Genomic DNA, 17,212 nt, shown 5'->3' with positions numbered 1-17,212 from the left:
AAAGCACCGGAGGTCAGAAGCGGCGCGTGATCAGCGCCCGCTTCACCTCCTGGATCGCCTTGGTGACCTCGATGCCACGCGGGCAGGCGTCCGTGCAGTTGAAGGTCGTGCGGCAGCGCCACACGCCGTCCTTGTCGTTGAGGATCTCCAGGCGCTGCTCGCCCGCCTCGTCACGCGAGTCGAAGATGAAGCGGTGCGCGTTGACGATCGCCGCCGGGCCGAAGTACTGGCCGTCGTTCCAGAACACCGGGCACGAGGAGGTGCACGCGGCGCACAGGATGCACTTGGTGGTGTCGTCGAAGCGCTCGCGGTCCTCGGCGGACTGCAGGCGCTCGCGCGTCGGCTCGTTGCCCTTGGTGATGAGGAACGGCATGACGTCGCGGTAGGCCTGGAAGAACGGCTCCATGTCGACCACGAGGTCCTTGAGGACCGTCAGACCCTTGATGGGCTCGACCGTGATCGGCTTGGCCGGGTTGATGTCCTTGATCAGGGTCTTGCAGGCCAGCCGGTTCTTGCCGTTGATCCGCATGGCGTCGGAGCCGCAGATGCCGTGCGCGCAGGAGCGACGGAAGGTCAGCGAGCCGTCCAGGTCCCACTTGATCTTGTGGAGACCGTCGAGCACGCGCTCCTTCGGGTCGATCTCGACCTGGAAGTCCTGCCAGGTGGCCTCCGCCGAGACCTCCGGGTTGAACCGGCGGATGCGGAAGGTGACCGTGATGTACGGCGAGGCCTGCGCCTCGGCCTCCACCTTCTCGAGAGTCGGGGTGCTCATCAGTACTTACGCTCCATCGGCTGGTAGCGGGTCTGGACGACCGGCTTGTAGTCGAGGCGGATCGAGTCCTTGCCGTCCGCGTCGACCTCGCGGTACGCCATGGTGTGGCGCATGAAGTTGACGTCGTCGCGGTTGGGGTAGTCCTCGCGGTAGTGACCACCGCGGGACTCCTTGCGCGCCAGCGCGGACACGGCCATCACCTCGGCCAGGTCGAGCAGGTTGCCCAGCTCGATGGCCTCCAGCAGGTCGGTGTTGAAGCGCTTGCCCTTGTCCTGGACGGACACGTTCTTGTAGCGCTCGCGCAGCTCGGCGATCTTCTCGACGGCCGTCTTGATGGTCTGCTCGGTGCGGAAGACCATGACGTTGGCGTCCATGGTCTCCTGCAGCTCCTTGCGGAGCTCGGCGACCCGCTCGGTGCCGGTGGAGTTGCGCAGCCGCTCGACCTGCTCCTGGACGAGCGCGGCCGGGTCCTCCGGCAGCTCGACGAAGTCGGCCTTCTGCGCGTACTCCGCGGCGGCGATGCCCGCGCGACGGCCGAAGACGTTGATGTCGAGCAGCGAGTTGGTGCCCAGGCGGTTGGCGCCGTGCACGGACACGCAGGCGACCTCGCCGGCGGCGTAGAGGCCGGGGACGACGGTGTCGTTGTCGGCCAGCACCTCGCCCTCGACGTTGGTCGGGATGCCGCCCATGGCGTAGTGCGCGGTCGGCTGGATCGGGATCGGGTCCGTGTAGGGCTCGATGCCGAGGTACGTCCGGGCGAACTCGGTGATGTCCGGGAGCTTGGCGTCGAGCTGCTCCGGCGGCAGGTGGGTGAGGTCCAGGTAGACGTGGTCGCCCTCGGGACCGCAGCCGCGGCCCTCGCGGATCTCCGTGTAGATGGAGCGCGAGACGACGTCACGCGAGGCGAGGTCCTTCATGACGGGCGCGTACTTCTCCATGAAGCGCTCGCCGTCCTTGTTGCGGAGGATGCCGCCCTCACCGCGGGCGCCCTCCGTCAGCAGGATGCCCATGCGCCAGATGCCCGTCGGGTGGAACTGGAAGAACTCCATGTCCTCCAGGGGCAGACCGCGGCGGTAGCAGGCGGCCTGGCCGTCACCGGTCAGGGTGTGGGCGTTGGAGGTCACCTTGAAGAACTTGCCGGTGCCGCCGGAGGCGTAGATGACCGACTTCGCCTGGAAGACGTGGATCTCGCCGGTGGCCAGCTCGTACGCCACCACACCGGCCGACTTCTTGACGCCGTCGACCTCGGTGATCAGCTGGTCCAGGACGTAGAACTCGTTGAAGAACTCCACGCCCTCCTTGACGCAGTTCTGGTACAGCGTCTGGAGGATCATGTGGCCGGTGCGGTCCGCGGCGTAGCAGGACCGGCGGACCGGGGCCTCGCCGTGGTTACGGCTGTGACCGCCGAAGCGGCGCTGGTCGATGGTGCCGTCCGGGGTGCGGTTGAACGGCAGGCCCATCTTCTCGAGGTCGAGGACCGCGTCGATGGCCTCCTTCGCCAGGATCTCGGCGGCGTCCTGGTCGACCAGGTAGTCGCCACCCTTGATCGTGTCGAAGGTGTGCCACTCCCAGTTGTCCTCCTCGACGTTCGCGAGGGCGGCGGCCATGCCGCCCTGGGCGGCGCCGGTGTGGGAGCGGGTCGGGTAGAGCTTGGTGAGCACCGCGGTGCGGCTGCGCTTGGTCGACTCGATGGCCGCGCGCATGCCGGCGCCACCGGCGCCGACGATGACGGTGTCGTACTTGTGGATCTTCATGGTCGCGTCAGCCCCGGGCTCTAGCGGATGTTCGGGTCGAAGGTGAAGATCACCAGCGTGCCCAGCAGGACGGTGAACACCGTGGCGGTGTACAGCAGCATCTTCAGCCAGAAGCGGGTGTTGTCCCGCTCCGCGTAGTCGTTGATGACCGTGCGGAGGCCGTTCGCGCCGTGCAGCATCGCCAGCCACAGCATGATCAGGTCCCAGGCCTGCCAGAACGGCGAGGCCCAGCGGCCGGCCACGAAGGCGAAGCCGATCTTGCTGACGCCGCCGTCGAGGACGAGCTGGATCAGCAGGTGGCCGAGGACCAGGACGACCAGCACGATGCCGGACAGGCGCATGAAGAGCCAGCCGTACATCTCGAAGTTGGTGCGCGTCGCCTTCGGGGTCTTCTTGGTGCGCTTGCGCGGCGCCTCGATGACGGGGGCCGGGTTGTCGACGTCGTAGAGCGAGGCGTCGTTCACGGCGGCGGCGGGGGTGGTTTCAGCGGACATCTCGCGACTCAGCTCCCGAACAGCGTGCGCAGCGTGTGCTGGAGCACGGGGTAGAAAGCGCCTGCCATCAGCACGACCCAGACACCGACGACGGTCCACAGCATCTGCTTCTGGTACCGCGGTCCCTTGGACCAGAAGTCCACCGCGATGACGCGGAGGCCGTTGAGCGCGTGGAAGAGGATGGCGGCCACGAGGCCGTACTCCATCAGGTTGACGATGGGCGTCTTGTACGTGGCGACGACGTCGTCATATGCCTCGGGGGAGACACGGACGAGAGCGGTGTCGAGGACGTGTACGAACAGGAAGAAGAAAATGAGGACGCCGGTGACTCGGTGAGCCACCCAGGACCACATGCCTTCCCGGCCGCGGTACAGCGTTCCAGCCGGCACGGAAAACCCTCCGGGAGCGGGGATTGGGGCCTGCCGGCTTCACTGTCGGTCGGGCCCGGCCGGGTACGGTCCACCGGCCCTGGCCATCGTAGCGACGCCTTGTCGGTTCGGTCCCCCGGGGTACGGCAGGTGTGATCAAACAGGCACGTACGGCCTAGGCGCAGCGGGAACCCGGGGCCCGCCGATGCCTTCCCGAGTCCGGGCCGAGACCACGTCGAGTCCTGACCGAGACCGCGCCGAGACCCCGTTCGAAAGCTGCCGCCATCCCCCGGAATCCAGGCTTCCGGCGTGTCCGGCGGGATGTGGGGGGTAGTCAGGGAGAAAACCCATATCTTCGACACCAAAGCCCCAAATGGGAGGTTTGCTCCATGGGACGGTCTGTCAGGATCACCCGGGCTTCTGCCGTCCGGGGAACGGTGGCCAGCTGCGCCCTCCTCGCCACCATGAGCCTCATGGGCTGCCCGCGCGACGGCCACGCCGGGCACCCGGGCGCCGACGACTCCCGCTCCGCCCAGGGCTCCGCCGCCGCCCCGGCCGCCTCTCCCGCCGCCTCGAACCCGGCCACCGTCTCCCCGTCCACGCCGGTCCCGCAGGGGCCCCCGGCCGTGATCCCGGCCGTCCGGGAGTTCACCCAGCGCTCCGGCCCCGGCTGGCGGCCCGCGCCCGGCGCCCGGGTGGTGGCCGCCGCCGGGAAACCGGCCGACGAGGCCCGCCGGCTCGCCGCCGACCTGGGGCTCACCTACGACGCCGGGCCCGCCCGCCCCGGCGACGTGGAGCTGATCGCGCGCGCCGGGCAGGCCGGCGGCCCCGAGTCGTACGAGCTGACGGTCCAGGACCACAAGGTCACCGTCACCGCCCCCGAGGCGGCCGGCCTGTTCTACGGCACCCGGACCGTCGTCCAGGCCGTGCGCGGCGGCGGGGGGCTGCCCGAAGGCGTGATCAAGGACGCACCCGACCGCCCCCAGCGCGGCCTCAACCTCGACACCGCCCGCAAGCACTTCACCGCCGACTGGATCGAGGCCCGGCTGCGCGAGCTCGCCGACCTCAAGCTCAACCAGCTCGGCCTCCACTTCTCCGACGACCAGGGCTTCCGGATCGAGAGCTCCTCCCACCCCGAGGTCGTCTCCCCGCAGCACCTCACCAAGGCCGAGCTCCGCCGGATCACCACCCTGGCCTCCGACCTCCACATCACCGTCGTCCCCGAGATCGACTCGCCCGGCCACCTCGGCGCGGTCATCGCCGCCCGCCCCGCCCTCCAGCTCCGCGACGCGAGCGGGACGGCGGCGCGGGGCGCGGTCGACATCGGCAACCCCGAGTCCGCGCGGGTCGTCGACGACCTTCTGCGGGAGTTCGCCCCGCTTTTCCCCGGCCCCTGGTTCCACCTCGGCGCGGACGAGTACCGCGCCCTGATGTCCCGTGACCCGCAGGCCGCCTACCCCCGGCTGGCCCAGCTGGCCCGCCGGCGGTTCGGCCCCCAGGGCCGGGTCCAGGACCTGGCCACGGCCTGGCTCAACGACCGGGCGGCCGTGGTGCGCGGCCTGGGCAAGACGCCCAAGGCGTGGAACGACGGCTTCTTCACGGGCGGGGTCGTCAGCCCGGACAAATCCATCGAAGTCGAATACTGGACGGGCAAGGAGACCGGCGCGCGCCGCCCGCAGGACTACCTGAACGAGGGACGCTCGGTGGTCAACCTGAACGACGAATACCTCTATTACGTCCTCGGCGAGCCCAACGACTTCCGCTACCCGACGGGGGAGCGGATCTACGGCGCCTGGTCGCCGCCCGTCCTGCGGGGCACGGGCCCCGTCCCGGCGAACGTCGCGACCGGCGCGGACCGGGTGCCCGGCGGGCGGCTCGCCGTCTGGTGCGACCGCGCGGACGCGCAGTCGCCGGAACAGGTGGCGGCGGGCATCCGGCTGCCGCTCGCGGCGGTGGCACAGCGACTGTGGGATCCGAGGCCGCCGCGACTGTCGTGGGCGGACTTCTCGGCGCTGGCGGGGAAGGTGCGGCGGTAAGACGGGGGCTCCGCCCCCCAACCGCCCGGAACCGGACATGCCGGTATGCGATGGCGTCGGACGGGGACGGCCGGGGCCGCCACCCCCCACAGGAGAGGCCCCGACCGCCGTCCGCTGCGAACCCTGGTGGGGCACGCATCTCTTACAGCGCCGGTAATCGAAAATTCGTCACTGCCCACTTCCCCGGACCGGGGCAGGTCGTCCGGAGCGCGTAATATCACCCGCTCGTAGCCGTTTGACCACGCCACGACTCCTGGGGGTCTTGCTGATGTATCCGTGCGGTCGATGCCGCGCTGTCGCCGTGGGACCCGACGGCCGGTGCGCCGCCTGTGGCGCCCACCAGCAGCCGCACCCGTCCGCGCAGCCGCATCCCGCGCAGGCGTCGTACGCCTACCCGCCCCCGTATCCGTATCCGCCGCAGCCGTACCCGAACCCGTACCCGGGCGCCCTGCCCGGCTTCCCCGGCGGGCTCCCGCTCGGCGGGGTGGACCTGCGGCGCGGCGTACGGATCGCCCTGAACGTCCTGCTGGGCGTGGTCGCCCTGCTGCTGATGCTGCAGATCGCGGCCATCGGCCAGCAGCGCGGCGTCATTCAGGACATCCTCGCCAACGGCCATCCCGGCTCGTCCACGAGCGGCGCCGTCGACGACGCCGACTCCTTCGCCGACACGATGACCGTGCTGTCGTTCCTCGGCATGGCGGCCACGGCCGTCCTGTGGGTGATCTGGTTCCGCCGGGTGCGCCTCAACGCCGAGGTGTTCGCGCCCGGTACCCACCGTTTCGGCAGCGGCTGGGCGGTGGGCAGCTGGTTCACGCCGGTCGTGAACCTCTGGTTCCCCAAGCAGATGGCGAACGACATCTACCGGGCCAGCGCCCCCGGCGGCCCGCAGAGCGCCCCAAAGGGCCTGCTCAACGCCTGGTGGGTGCTGTGGATCGCGGCCAACGTGCTCAGCACGGTGGGCGACGGCATGTCCTCGGTCGCCTCGACGAGGCTCCGGCGGCCCCTCGCCGGCTCCGACTGGGAGAGCGCCGTCGAGCTGCTGAACAGCTCCCTCGCCGTCAGCGGCTTCTCCACGCTGCTGCTCCTGGCCGACACCGCGCTCGCGCTGCTCGTCGTCCGGCAGCTGACGCGGATGCAGGAGCAGCGGGCCCTGGCCGGCCCTCCGGCGATGCCGCCCGTGCCGCCGGGCGTCCCGGCGTACGGGGTGCCGTACGGGGGCGCCCCCTACGGTCCGCCGCCCGGGCAGAATCCTTTCAGCGCCGGTCCGGCGGCCTCCTGAACCGCGAGTACGACCTGTGGTGCAGGATGTGAGCGTGGAGGGGGACGACGCTGAGCTGACCGTCGCGGTGCGCGCGGCGCAGAGCGGGGACGAAACGGCATTCCGTACGGTCTACCGGACCGTGCAGCCGCGCCTGCTCGGGTACGTGCGCACGCTGGTCGGCGAAGCCGACGCGGAGGACGTGGCCTCGGAGGCGTGGCTCCAGATAGCCAGGGACCTGGAGCGGTTCACCGGCGACGCCGACCGCTTCAGGGGCTGGGCGGCCACGATCGCCCGCAACCGCGCCCTCGACCACATACGCATGCGCGGCCGTCGCCCGGCCATCGGCGGCGACGAGAGCGAGCTCGCCGCCCGGGCCGCCGACGCGGACACCGCCGGGGAGGCCTTGGAGGCCCTCGGCACGGGGCGTACCCTCGCCCTCATCGCCCAGCTCCCGCAGGACCAGGCCGAGGCCGTGGTGCTGCGGGTGGTCGTCGGCCTCGACGCCAAGAGCGCCGCCGGAGTGCTGGGCAAACGGCCCGGCGCGGTGCGCACCGCCGCGCACCGCGGTCTGCGACGGCTGGCCGAGCTGGTGACGGCGGGCCCCGGCGGGCCCCCGGCCACAGGCGCCGGCCAGGACCGGCGGGCCGGTGGAGCGACAGTTTCTTCCGGTGTGACGCAAACGCGCGCGCGGACGCAGAAGGACATGTGATGGCGGACGACCACCGGTACGACCACGACTGGCTGGATGACGACGCCGTGGAGCGGCTGCTGCGCGGGCTCCCCGCGGGGTCCCCTGCCGGGGGCGGGGCCGGCGTCGTTCCAGCGGAATCCGCCACGGAGCGCGCTGCCGGGGGTGAGCCCGGCGCTGCCTCTACGGACGCTGCCTCTGCGAGCCCCGCCGCCGGAGACGGGGCGGAGGCCGTCCTCGCCATGCGGCTGAACGCTGCCTTCCGTTCCCTGACCGACATTCCGTCCGCCGCCGACACCCCCGCCGCCGACACCCCGTTGCCCGGTGAGGAAGCCGCGCTCGCGGCCTTCCGCGCCGCGCGCGCCGCCACCGCGCCGGCGGCGGCCCCGGTGGCCGAGGCCGCCGCCTCCCCCCTCGCCGCCCTGCGCGACGCCGGCTCGCGGCGCGTCGAGGCCGTGCGCTCGTTCCTGCGGCGCCCCGCCCGGACGGCCCTCGCGCTGGCCCTCGCGGGCTGCGCTGTGGGCGGCGTCGCGGTCGCGGCCGGGACGGGCGTGCTGCCCGGGCCGTTCGGCAGGTCCGGCAAGGAGCCGTCGCCCTCCGCCAGCGTGACGCTCGCCGACGACACCGACGTCGCGACGGTCGGCCCCGGCAAGCCCGCCCCCGGCACCACCCCTTCCCCCGGAGCGAGTGCCCGCCCCACCGGCCGCCCGGACCCCTCGCGTACCCCCGGTGCCAAGGAGTCCGGACCGGCGTCCGGTTCCTCGGCGAGCCCGTTCCACCGTGACGAGGACGACGCCCGGGGCGAGAAGGGCGACAAGAGCGACAAGCCCGGCAAGGACGGCGGGAACAACGACCCCGGCACCCTGGACGGCGCCAAGGCGGGCCGCGTCTGGGCCGCCAAGATCTGCCGCGAGTTCCTCGCCAACGGCAAGCGCAACGGCAACGGGAACGGCAACAGCAAGGGCGTCGACGAGGACGAGGCCCGCACCCTGGAGCGGTTCGCCGGCGGCTCGTCGGCCGTCCGGACGTACTGCGAGCGCGTCCTCGCCTCCGACGGCCAGGGCGGTCAGGGCGGCAAGAGCGGCAGCGGCGGCAAGGGCGACGAGGACGGCGACGGCTCGGTGTGGGACGACCTCGTCAACCGCGCTCCGCGCTCCCGGACCCTGCCCCGCGTCAGCGCGCCGGCCCCCGCCCCCACACCGGGTGTGACACTTTTCGAGGCGTCGGCGCTGTAGGTAGTGAGCCGACTGGTCATCGGCTGTGCGGAGCCGAAGTTCCCCCCCATTAGTCGGCTCCGCGCACCTGGCGCGGGCGGGGCTCTTCCCCCGGTCCTGCCCGCGCCCCCCTCCTCCTTCGCCGTGTGTGGCGACCGGGACGGGCACCTCCGGAGGACTACAGTCCGAAGTGGAGGCTTCCGGAACCCGAGCTGCGGGAGGCGTTTCCCATGACGACCCGATCGCGATCCACCGAGTCCGGACTGCCCGTCAAGCCGGTCTACGGCCCGGAGGCGCTCGCCGGCTGGGACCCCGGCGACCGGCTCGGCGCCCCCGGCGCGTACCCCTTCACCCGTGGCGTGTACCCGACGATGTACACCGAGCGCCCCTGGACCATGCGCCAGTACGCGGGCTTCGGCACGGCCGCCGAGTCCAACGCCCGCTACCGCCGGCTCATCGCCGACGGCGGCCACGGCCTGTCCGTCGCCTTCGACCTGCCCACCCAGATGGGCCACGACTCCGACGCCCCCATCGCGAGCGGCGAGGTCGGCAAGGTCGGCGTCGCCATCGACTCGGTCGAGGACATGCGGGAGCTCTTCGACGGCATCCCCCTCGGCGACGTCTCCACGTCGATGACCATCAACGCCCCGGCCGCCCTGCTGCTCCTGCTCTACCAACTGGTGGCCGAGGAGCAGGGCGTCTCCGGCGAGCACCTCACCGGCACCGTCCAGAACGACGTCCTCAAGGAGTACATCGCGCGCGGGACGTACATCTTCCCGCCCAAGCCCTCCCTGCGGCTGACCGCCGACATCTTCCGCTACTGCCGGACCGAGCTCCCCCGCTGGAACACCATCTCCGTCTCCGGCTACCACATCGCCGAGGCCGGGGCCTCGCCCGTGCAGGAGGTCGCCTTCACCCTGGCCGACGCCGTCCAGTACGTCCGCACGGCCATCGCCGCCGGCATGGACGTCGACGACTTCGCCCCCCGGATCTCCTTCTTCTTCGTCGCCCGGACGACGCTGCTGGAGGAGGTCGCCAAGTTCCGGGCGGCCCGGCGGATCTGGGCCCGGCTGATGCGGGACGAATTCGGGGCGAAGAACCCCAAATCGCAGATGCTGCGCTTCCACACCCAGACCGCCGGGGTCCAGCTCACCGCGCAGCAGCCCGAGATCAACCTCGTGCGCGTCGCCGTCCAGGGCCTGGCCGCCGTGCTCGGCGGCACCCAGTCGCTGCACACCAACTCCTACGACGAGGCCATCGCCCTGCCCAGCGAGAAGGCCGCCCGGCTCGCCCTGCGCACCCAGCAGGTGCTCGCCCACGAGACGGACGTCACCGCCACGGTCGACCCGTTCGCGGGCTCGTACGCGATCGAGTCGATGACGGACGAGCTGGAGTTCGCCGCCCTGGAGCTGATGGACGAGGTCGAGGCCATGGGCGGGGCCGTCGCCGCCATCGAGCGGGGCTTCCAGAAGGGCGAGATCGAACGCAACGCCTACCGCGTCGCCCGCGAGACGGAGGAGGGCGAGCGCGTCGTCGTGGGCGTCAACCGCTTCCGCGTCGACGAGGAGGAGCCGTACGAGCCGCTGCGCGTCGACCCGGAGATCGAGACGCGGCAGTGCGAACGCCTGGCGAGGCTGCGGGCGGACCGCGACGGCCGCGCGGTCACGCGCGAACTGGACGCGCTGCGGCGGGCGGCGGAGAGCGCGGCGGAGAACGTCCTGCCCCCGATGCGGGAGGCCCTGCGGGCCCGGGCCACGGTGGGGGAGGTGTGCGGGGCGCTGCGGGAGGTGTGGGGGACGCACGCGCCGGCGGACTCGTTCTGACCGCCGCCCGGACTGAGGGACACTGGTGGGATGTCCTCCCCCCGCCGGGCCTGTCCCGTTTGTACCCGTGAGATCGCAGTCGTCGGCGGCCGCTTCGCCCGCCACGACCCGCCGGGCCGCCGCCCCGCCTTCACATACGAGCTGATGTCCTGCCCCGGCTCGCGCCGCTCGGCCCCGCTCCTGGCGACGGAACCGGTGCTCTTCGACCCGGAGCGCCCCCCGATGGACGGCCAGCAGCAGCTGTTCTGACGACTTGCGCTTGCCGCAGCGTCAACTTCTACGGTCGACGGCATGAGCGAGAACACCACCGCCGAACCCGTGGTCGTCTTCGACCGCACCATCTACCCCATGCCGATGTTCGCCAACTTCAAGGTCGCGGACATCGCGGCCGCCGAGGCGTTCTACCACGCCGTCGGGTTCTTCACCCTGGCCACCATCCCGGCACCGGACGGGTCCACCGCGCTGGTGCACCTGCGGCGGATGAAGTACCAGGACATCCTGCTCACCCCGGGTGAGCCCGTCCCCGGCAGCACCACCGTGAGCTTCGCCGCCGGCGGGCAGGACCTCGAGGAGCTGGCGACCCTGCTCCGGGAGGCCCCGCTGAAGGGGGCCCGGGTCGAGGGCCCCACGGACACCCTGTGGTTCACCTCGGACCTGACCATCGACGACCCGGACGGGAACCGGGTGATCCTCACGGGGCTCCGCGAGGGGGAGCTGGAGGAGGCGAAGGCCTGGGCCCGGGAGAACATCGTCTAACGGCAGACGACATCTTTGGCCGGCCGGGTCCCCGACGTGAGGAACGCGCTGACGAGCCGGTCCCCGCAGGCGTTGCCGTTGCGGAGGTACGACCCGTGGCCACCGGAGTCCACGCTCACCATCCGGGCCCGCTCGCCCAGTGCGCTCCGCATCTTGAGGGCGCCGCTGTGGGGTGTCGCCGGGTCACGGAGGTTCTGCAGCATCAGGATGTTCGAGCGCCCCCGGGACGTGATCCGGCCGGGCTTCTCCACCGGCTCGGTCTTCCAGAACGCGCACGGCATGACACCCACGGGCATTCCGGCCGTCAGCGGATGCCGGACCCGGTCGGCGGCCACGGCCCGCTCGTACGCGGGGATCGAACGCGGCCAGCGGACGTCGTTGCAGATGGTCGCGACCGTCACCGCCGCGTCGGACTGGGCCGCCTCAAGGGGGATGACGTCGGGGACGGTCAGCTCACCGGTGGTGTCGCGGGCGGCGCGGATCAGTTTCGCCAGGGGCGCGAAACCCCGGTCGGAGTAGAGGGTTTGAAGCAGCCCCATGCGCAAACGGTTGCCGGTCAGCTCGTGCCCGTCGGAGAACGTCCGGGGCGCGGCGTCCAGCTTCGCCGCGAGGGCCAGGAACATCGGTTGGACGGCCACGGGGGTGTCGGCCAGCCGGTCGGGGTTGCCGGGCGTCGAGGCCCACTTCGCGAAGTCCGGGAAGCGGTCCTCGACGCCGGTGGCCATGTTCGCGAACCAGCCTCGCTCCACGCGGGTGGGATCCGGGTCGCCGTTGCTGTCCAGCACGACCCGGTCGGTCCGGTCGGGGTGCTTCTGCGCGTACTGGGCGGCCACGTACGTCCCGTACGAGACGCCGTACACCGACAGTTGCCGCTCGCCGAGGGCCTGGCGGAGGCGCTCGATGTCCCGTACCTCGTTGGCGGTGGTGAAGGAGCGGAGGAGCGGGCCGCCGTTGCGGTCGCACGCGTCGGCGATACGGCGGCCGCGGGCGACGTTCTCGCCGACGTCGCCGTCGGCACCGGGCCAGGGGAAGAAACGGCTCATCTCCCGGTCCGCCTTGTCCAGCCCGCAGTCGGCGAGGCTGCTGCCGCCGACGCCGCGCGGGTCGAAGCTCACGAGGTCGTACGTTCCCTTGGTCGCGGCGAGCACGGCTTCCCCCTTCTGCGCGAGCATGCCCCTGCCGGAGCCGCCGGGCCCGCCGGGTATCAGCAGCAGCGTCCCGCGCCGGGCTTCCGGGTGGCCGGTACGGAGGCGGGAGACGGCGAGGTGTGCCTGCGGGCCGTCCGGGGCGCGGTAGTCGACCGGTACGGACAGATCGGCGCAGTCCCTGGTGGGCGCGTCGGCGCAGGGTTTCCAGCGGAGGGAGGGCGTGTCCGCCGGTGCGGCCTGTGCCGGTGCGGCGAGGGTGGCGGCGACGGCGGAGGTGGCGAGTGCGAACAGGATGGATTTGCGGGTGCGTTGGTTCGTCATGCGGACGAGGCTCGTCGGTCCGCGCCGTTCTGCCCATCCGACACACCATTCCCTTAAGGGTAGGGAAATCCCCATGGCCCCTGGGGGATTGGCCGGTGTTGAGAGGTGACTGGCCTGGCTGTCTACGGTGCCCGGCCGGCGCGGGTCAGCCGTCGTTTCCGGCAGGCCGTATCGGGGCTTAGCCACGTGCGCCCGGTCGAATATGCACGTACCTGAAGATCGAGGCGTCGTACCAGATCTGACGCGCACGGGGGCGGGGTCCGGGGGCCGCTCGGCTCCCGGACCCGTGTGCTCACCCGGCCAGTCCCCGCATGCCCTCCAGCCCCGCCGGGAGCCCGGGCCCGCCCTCGCCGTATATGACGCCGAGGCGTTGGGTCGCGCGCGTCAGGGCGACGTACAGGTCGCTCGTCCCGAACTCGCCCGGCTCGACGACGATCACGGAGTCGAACTCCAGGCCCTTGGCCTGGCGCGGGTCGAGGAGGACCACCGGGCGGGTCAGGTCCGGGTTCGCGCCCGTCGAGGCCGCCGGCACGGCGGCGCGCAGGGCCGCGTGGTGCGGGCGCTGGGCGATGACCGCGATGCGGGCCATCTCGCGGGACGTCTCGGAGACGACCGCCTCGGCCACCGCGTCCGCCAGGTCCGCCGGGTCCGCCGCCTCGCCGGCGCCGCCGACGAGGCACATCCACGGAGCCTCCCCCGTGGCCCGTACCGAGCTCGGCGGTTCGAAGGACGGGTTCACGGACCGGACGACGCCGGCCGCGAGGTCCATGATCTCGGCGGGCGTACGGTAGTTGACGCCCAGCCGCACATGCTCCCAGCGGTCGCCGACGTGCGGCGCGAGGATGGCGTCCCAGGTGCCGCAGCCGCCGGGTTCGGCGGTCTGGGCCGGGTCGCCGACCAGCGTCATGGAGCGCGTGGGACAGCGGCGCATCAGCAGCCGCCAGGCCATGGCGGACAGCTCCTGGGCCTCGTCGACGATGATGTGGCCGAACGCCCAGGTCCGGTCGGCGGCGGCGCGTTCGGCGGCGCTGCGGTGGTCGGCCTCCTCGTGGCGTTCGGCGAGGCGTTCCGCGTCGATGAGGTCGTGCGCGGCGAGGACCTCGGAGTCCTCGTCCTCGCGGTCCTCGAACTCCTGGGTGCGGGAGCCGTAGGAGAGGTCGAGGACGCCCTGGGCGTAGCGGACGCGCTCCTGGCGCGCGGCCTCGGCGGCGGCGCGGGCGGCGGAGTCGTCCTCGCCGAGGAGTTCGGCGGCCTCGTCGAGGAGGGGGACGTCCGCCGGGGTCCAGGGGCCGCCGTCGCGCCGGATGGCCGCCGCGTCCTCGTCGGGGAGGTGGGTGGGGTCGGTGAGGTAGTCGGCGATGAACTCCTGCGGGGTGAGCGCGGGCCACAAGTCGTCGATGGCGGCGTGGACGTCGCGGTTGGCGGCGACGGCCTTGCCGAGCTGGGCGATGTCGTCCGGGCCGAGGAGGCTGGGCCCGCCGTAGGGGTCGGCGCCGAGGCGGTCGGCGATCTGGGCGGTGAGGGCGTCGATGACGCGGAAGGCGAAGTAGGGGCGGGCGAGGTTGTGCGGCAGCCTGGTCTCCCGTGCCAGGCCGCGGGCCTCGGTGGCGATCTCGGCGGTGAGCAGCAGCTCGCCGTCGTCGTGCCGGATGGCGACGGGGGCGTCGGGCTCGGGCACGGTCTGCCGGTCGCGGACGTGTGCCGCGAGGGCGTCGGCCATGCCGGCCGCGCCCTTGATCTCGGCGGCCCGGGGGGTGTCGGTGCCGGTGGCACGGACGCCCGGGTAGAGCTCGGCGGGCGTGGCGAGGAGGACGCCGGTCTCGCCGAGCGCGGGCAGCACCTCGCCGATGTAGCCGAGGAAGGCCGGGTTGGGGCCGACGATCAGCACGGCGCGGCGGGCGAGCCGCTCGCGGTGGGCGTAGAGGAGGTACGCGGCGCGGTGGAGGGCGACGACGGTCTTGCCCGTGCCGGGGCCGCCCTCGACGACGAGGACGCCCTGGTGGGGGGCGCGGATGATGCGGTCCTGCTCGGCCTGGATGGTCTGCACGATGTCGTGCATCCGGCCGGTGCGGGCGGCGTCGAGCGCGGCGAGGAGGACGGCGTCCGCGTCGCTGCCCTCGTGGCCGGTACGGGCGGTGTCGGTGAGGTCGAGGATCTCGTCGTGGAGGTCGGTGACCCGGTGGTTCTCGGTGGTGATGTGACGCCTGCGGCGCAGCCCCATGGGGGTGTGGCCGGTGGCGAGGTAGAACGGCCGGGCGACCTCGGCCCGCCAGTCGATCACCAGGGGCGTCCGGTCCTCGTCGGCGGCGCGGATGCCGATGCGGCCGATGTGGTGGTCGGCGCCGTCGCGGAACAGCAGCCGCCCGAAGCACAGCCCGTGTTCCCCCGCGTTGAACGCCGCGAGCAGCCCGGACTGCTCGGCCACCATGACGTCGCGCTCCTGCCGCGCCTGGAAGGTGGTGCCGTCCATCGCCAGGGCGTCCTTGACCGCCGACTCGGCGCCGGTGCGCAGTTCGGCGAGCCGGTGGTGAAGCAGATCGATGAATTCCTGCTCATTGCGCATGTCCGTGTTTGACAATTCCACTCCCGCACGGATATGATGGCCTCATAAAGCTTCCCCATGCGCCGAGTTGAACAACGCATGGAACCCATCAATATACGCGGAGAAATACCCCGGGCGTCAATACGCTCCGGGGTTTTGTTGTATTTACGGCGCCGGTCAGCGGCCGTCCGGGCCGGGCCCCTCGACGGCGAAACCGGCCGCCGTGGCCGCTCCCCGGCCCCGCGCGGATTTCGTCGTCCAATAGGAGCCCCAGCCCGTGGAATGCCGGCGGTCGACCGCGCTCACCGTGATGTCGCCGAGCACGGCACGCGGGTCCGCCCGTTCGACGACGGCGAAGGAGTACGCCGCGTCCTCCTCCCACTGCCCGGCCCGCCGCCGTATCCACCGCAGCGCCTCCTCGGCCGTGTCGACCGGCTGGGGCGCCTGCCGGCGCAGCAACGGGTCCGCGTGGGCCGCCGGGCACCGCTGTCTCCTCGCGCATGCGGCGAGTGTGCGCCACGGACTTATGTCCGTACAACTCCAGTCCCGTTAGCGTGCGTTCGAGCGCGCGCGGGAATGAGGTTCGCGTGACCGGTTTCGTGAGCGAAGAGTTCGAGGGGCTCCAGGCGCAGGTCCTGGGGCTGGCCGGGCGTCAGGTGTCGTCCCGGGAGGTCGTGGAGCGTTCGCTGCGGCGGATCGAGGCGACCCGGGGGACGCTGAACGCCTTCCGGGTCGTCCGGGCCGAGGCCGCGTTGCGCGAGGCCGACGAGGCCGACCGGCGGCTCGCGGCGGGGGAACGGCTGCCCCTGCTCGGCGTGCCCGTCGCCGTCAAGGACGACATGGACGTGGCCGGCGAGCCGACCGCGTTCGGCTGCCCGGGGGACTTCCCCCCGAGACCGGCGGACAGCGAGGCCGTGCGGCGATTACGGGCCGCCGGCGCGGTGATCGTCGGCAAGACGAACACCCCCGAGCTGGGGCAGTGGCCCGTCACGGACGGGCCGGCCTTCGGGGTGACCCGCAACCCCTGGAACCTCGAGCACACCCCCGGCGGCTCGTCCGGCGGCGCCGGCGCGGCCGTCGCCGCCGGGCTGGTGCCGGCGGCCCTCGGCTCCGACGGCGCCGGGTCCATCCGGATCCCGGCAGCCTGGACCCACCTCGTCGGCATCAAGCCCCAGCGCGGGCGGATCTCCACCTGGCCGGACCGCGAGCCGTTCCGGGGCATCACCTGCTTCGGGCCGCTGGCCCGTACGGTCGCCGACGCGGCGCTGCTGCTGCACGCGGCGAGCGGCTCCCACGAGGGCGACATCCACCGGCCGCCCGCCGTCGACGTGGTAGCGGCGGCCACGCACGAACCCCGCCGCCGGTTGCGGATCGCGCTGTCGCTGCGGCCCGCCTTCGCGGCCGTGCGCAACGCCCTCGCCCCCGCCGTGCGGACGGCGACCCTGCGCGTGGCCGAGACCCTGGAGGCGCTGGGGCACGAGGTCGTGGAGGAGAACCCGCGCTACGGCCCCATCGGCCTGGCCTTCGTGCCGCGCTCGATGGCCGGCGTCAGGGACTGGACGGCACGCGTGCCCGACCGCGCGCTGCTGGACGGCCGTACGCGCGCCAACGCGCGCGGCGGGTTGCTGCTCGGTGGGGAGGTGCTGCGGGCGGCGCGGGCGGCGGAGGCGCCGCTGCGGCGGCGCATCGGGGAGATGTTCTGGCGCTTCGACGCCGTCCTGACGCCCACCACGGCCGTACCGCCGCTGCGCACAGGCGCGTTGGCGGGGCTCGGCTCCTGGGAGACCGACTCCCGGATGATCGCGGCCTGTCCGTACGCCTGGCCCTGGAACGTCCTCGGCTGGCCCGCCCTGAGCGTGCCGTCCGGCTTCACGGCGGAGGGCCTGCCGATGGGGGCGCAGCTGCTGGGCCCGTCCAACAGCGAGCCGCTGCTGATCTCACTGGCCGCGCAGTTGGAGGCGGACCAGCGCTGGCACGAACACTGGCCGGAGGGGCTGCCGGGGTGACCGGGCCCCGAAGGGGCGCGGGGAACTGC

At 72.5% G+C, this 17,212-nt stretch carries 15 protein-coding genes; 8 read left to right on the top strand and 7 right to left on the bottom strand.

Annotated elements, in window-relative coordinates; translation table 11 throughout:
- Positions 1-13: 13 nt before the first annotated feature.
- The 4 genes from IE096_RS18180 to sdhC are packed head-to-tail and all read right to left on the bottom strand — an operon-like array spanning position 14 to position 3,409.
- Entirely contained in the window at positions 14-772 is a 759-nt protein-coding gene (locus IE096_RS18180; RefSeq protein ID WP_189452995.1) for a succinate dehydrogenase iron-sulfur subunit, read from the bottom strand.
- Positions 772-2,526, bottom strand: coding sequence for a succinate dehydrogenase flavoprotein subunit (sdhA, locus tag IE096_RS18175; protein WP_189452993.1), 1,755 nt, complete (start codon positions 2,524-2,526; stop codon positions 772-774). The genes IE096_RS18180 and sdhA overlap by 1 nt, the downstream gene beginning before the upstream one ends.
- A 20-nt stretch (positions 2,527-2,546) precedes the next feature.
- Positions 2,547-3,020: a succinate dehydrogenase hydrophobic membrane anchor subunit gene (locus tag IE096_RS18170; RefSeq protein ID WP_189452991.1), complete on the bottom strand. Its 474-nt coding sequence runs from the start codon at positions 3,018-3,020 to the stop codon at positions 2,547-2,549.
- An 8-nt stretch (positions 3,021-3,028) separates the two neighbouring features.
- Positions 3,029-3,409 (bottom strand): succinate dehydrogenase, cytochrome b556 subunit, encoded by a 381-nt coding sequence (gene sdhC / locus IE096_RS18165; protein ID WP_126915659.1) that lies wholly within the window; start codon positions 3,407-3,409, stop codon positions 3,029-3,031.
- Positions 3,410-3,777: 368 nt separating this feature from the next.
- Here sdhC and IE096_RS18160 point away from each other — a divergent pair, with 368 nt between their 5' ends.
- The 7 genes from IE096_RS18160 (at position 3,778) to IE096_RS18130 (ending at position 11,166) form a co-directional block, all read left to right on the top strand.
- Positions 3,778-5,424, top strand: a complete 1,647-nt coding sequence (locus IE096_RS18160; RefSeq protein ID WP_189452989.1) for a beta-N-acetylhexosaminidase — start codon at positions 3,778-3,780, stop codon at positions 5,422-5,424.
- Between the two features lie 301 nt (positions 5,425-5,725).
- Complete coding sequence (locus IE096_RS18155; protein WP_189452987.1) at positions 5,726-6,703, top strand: DUF4328 domain-containing protein; 978 nt, start codon at positions 5,726-5,728, stop codon at positions 6,701-6,703.
- A 34-nt stretch (positions 6,704-6,737) separates the two neighbouring features.
- Positions 6,738-7,394, top strand: a complete 657-nt coding sequence (locus IE096_RS18150; RefSeq protein ID WP_189452985.1) for an RNA polymerase sigma factor — start codon at positions 6,738-6,740, stop codon at positions 7,392-7,394.
- Entirely contained in the window at positions 7,394-8,608 is a 1,215-nt protein-coding gene (locus tag IE096_RS18145) for a hypothetical protein (RefSeq protein WP_189452983.1), read from the top strand. The genes IE096_RS18150 and IE096_RS18145 overlap by 1 nt, the downstream gene beginning before the upstream one ends.
- Positions 8,609-8,817: 209 nt before the next feature.
- Positions 8,818-10,410, top strand: a complete 1,593-nt coding sequence (locus IE096_RS18140; RefSeq protein ID WP_189452981.1) for an acyl-CoA mutase large subunit family protein — start codon at positions 8,818-8,820, stop codon at positions 10,408-10,410.
- Positions 10,411-10,440: 30 nt separating this feature from the next.
- Complete coding sequence (locus IE096_RS18135) at positions 10,441-10,659, top strand: hypothetical protein (RefSeq protein ID WP_126915665.1); 219 nt, start codon at positions 10,441-10,443, stop codon at positions 10,657-10,659.
- Between the two features lie 42 nt (positions 10,660-10,701).
- On the top strand, positions 10,702-11,166 hold the full coding sequence (locus IE096_RS18130) for a VOC family protein (protein WP_189452979.1): 465 nt from the start codon (positions 10,702-10,704) through the stop codon (positions 11,164-11,166).
- Here the strand turns inward: IE096_RS18130 and IE096_RS18125 are convergent.
- From IE096_RS18125 to IE096_RS18115, 3 genes are all read right to left on the bottom strand, one after another.
- On the bottom strand, positions 11,163-12,635 hold the full coding sequence (locus IE096_RS18125; RefSeq protein WP_189452977.1) for an alpha/beta hydrolase: 1,473 nt from the start codon (positions 12,633-12,635) through the stop codon (positions 11,163-11,165). The genes IE096_RS18130 and IE096_RS18125 overlap by 4 nt on opposite strands.
- 292 nt (positions 12,636-12,927) lie before the next feature.
- Positions 12,928-15,198: a HelD family protein gene (locus IE096_RS18120; RefSeq protein ID WP_189452975.1), complete on the bottom strand. Its 2,271-nt coding sequence runs from the start codon at positions 15,196-15,198 to the stop codon at positions 12,928-12,930.
- 156 nt (positions 15,199-15,354) lie between these two features.
- Positions 15,355-15,636, bottom strand: a complete 282-nt coding sequence (locus IE096_RS18115; RefSeq protein ID WP_189452973.1) for a GNAT family N-acetyltransferase — start codon at positions 15,634-15,636, stop codon at positions 15,355-15,357.
- A gap of 41 nt (positions 15,637-15,677) precedes the next feature.
- Between IE096_RS18115 and IE096_RS18110 the strand changes: the two genes are divergently transcribed.
- Positions 15,678-17,183: an amidase gene (locus tag IE096_RS18110; protein WP_189452971.1), complete on the top strand. Its 1,506-nt coding sequence runs from the start codon at positions 15,678-15,680 to the stop codon at positions 17,181-17,183.
- Positions 17,184-17,212: the final 29 nt, after the last annotated feature.

Origin of the sequence: Streptomyces abikoensis, from assembly GCF_014648775.1 — a bacterium.
GTDB lineage: Bacteria > Actinomycetota > Actinomycetes > Streptomycetales > Streptomycetaceae > Streptomyces > Streptomyces abikoensis.
Note: the sequence above shows the minus strand (reverse complement) of the source record. Positions and strands in the feature narration are given on the sequence as shown.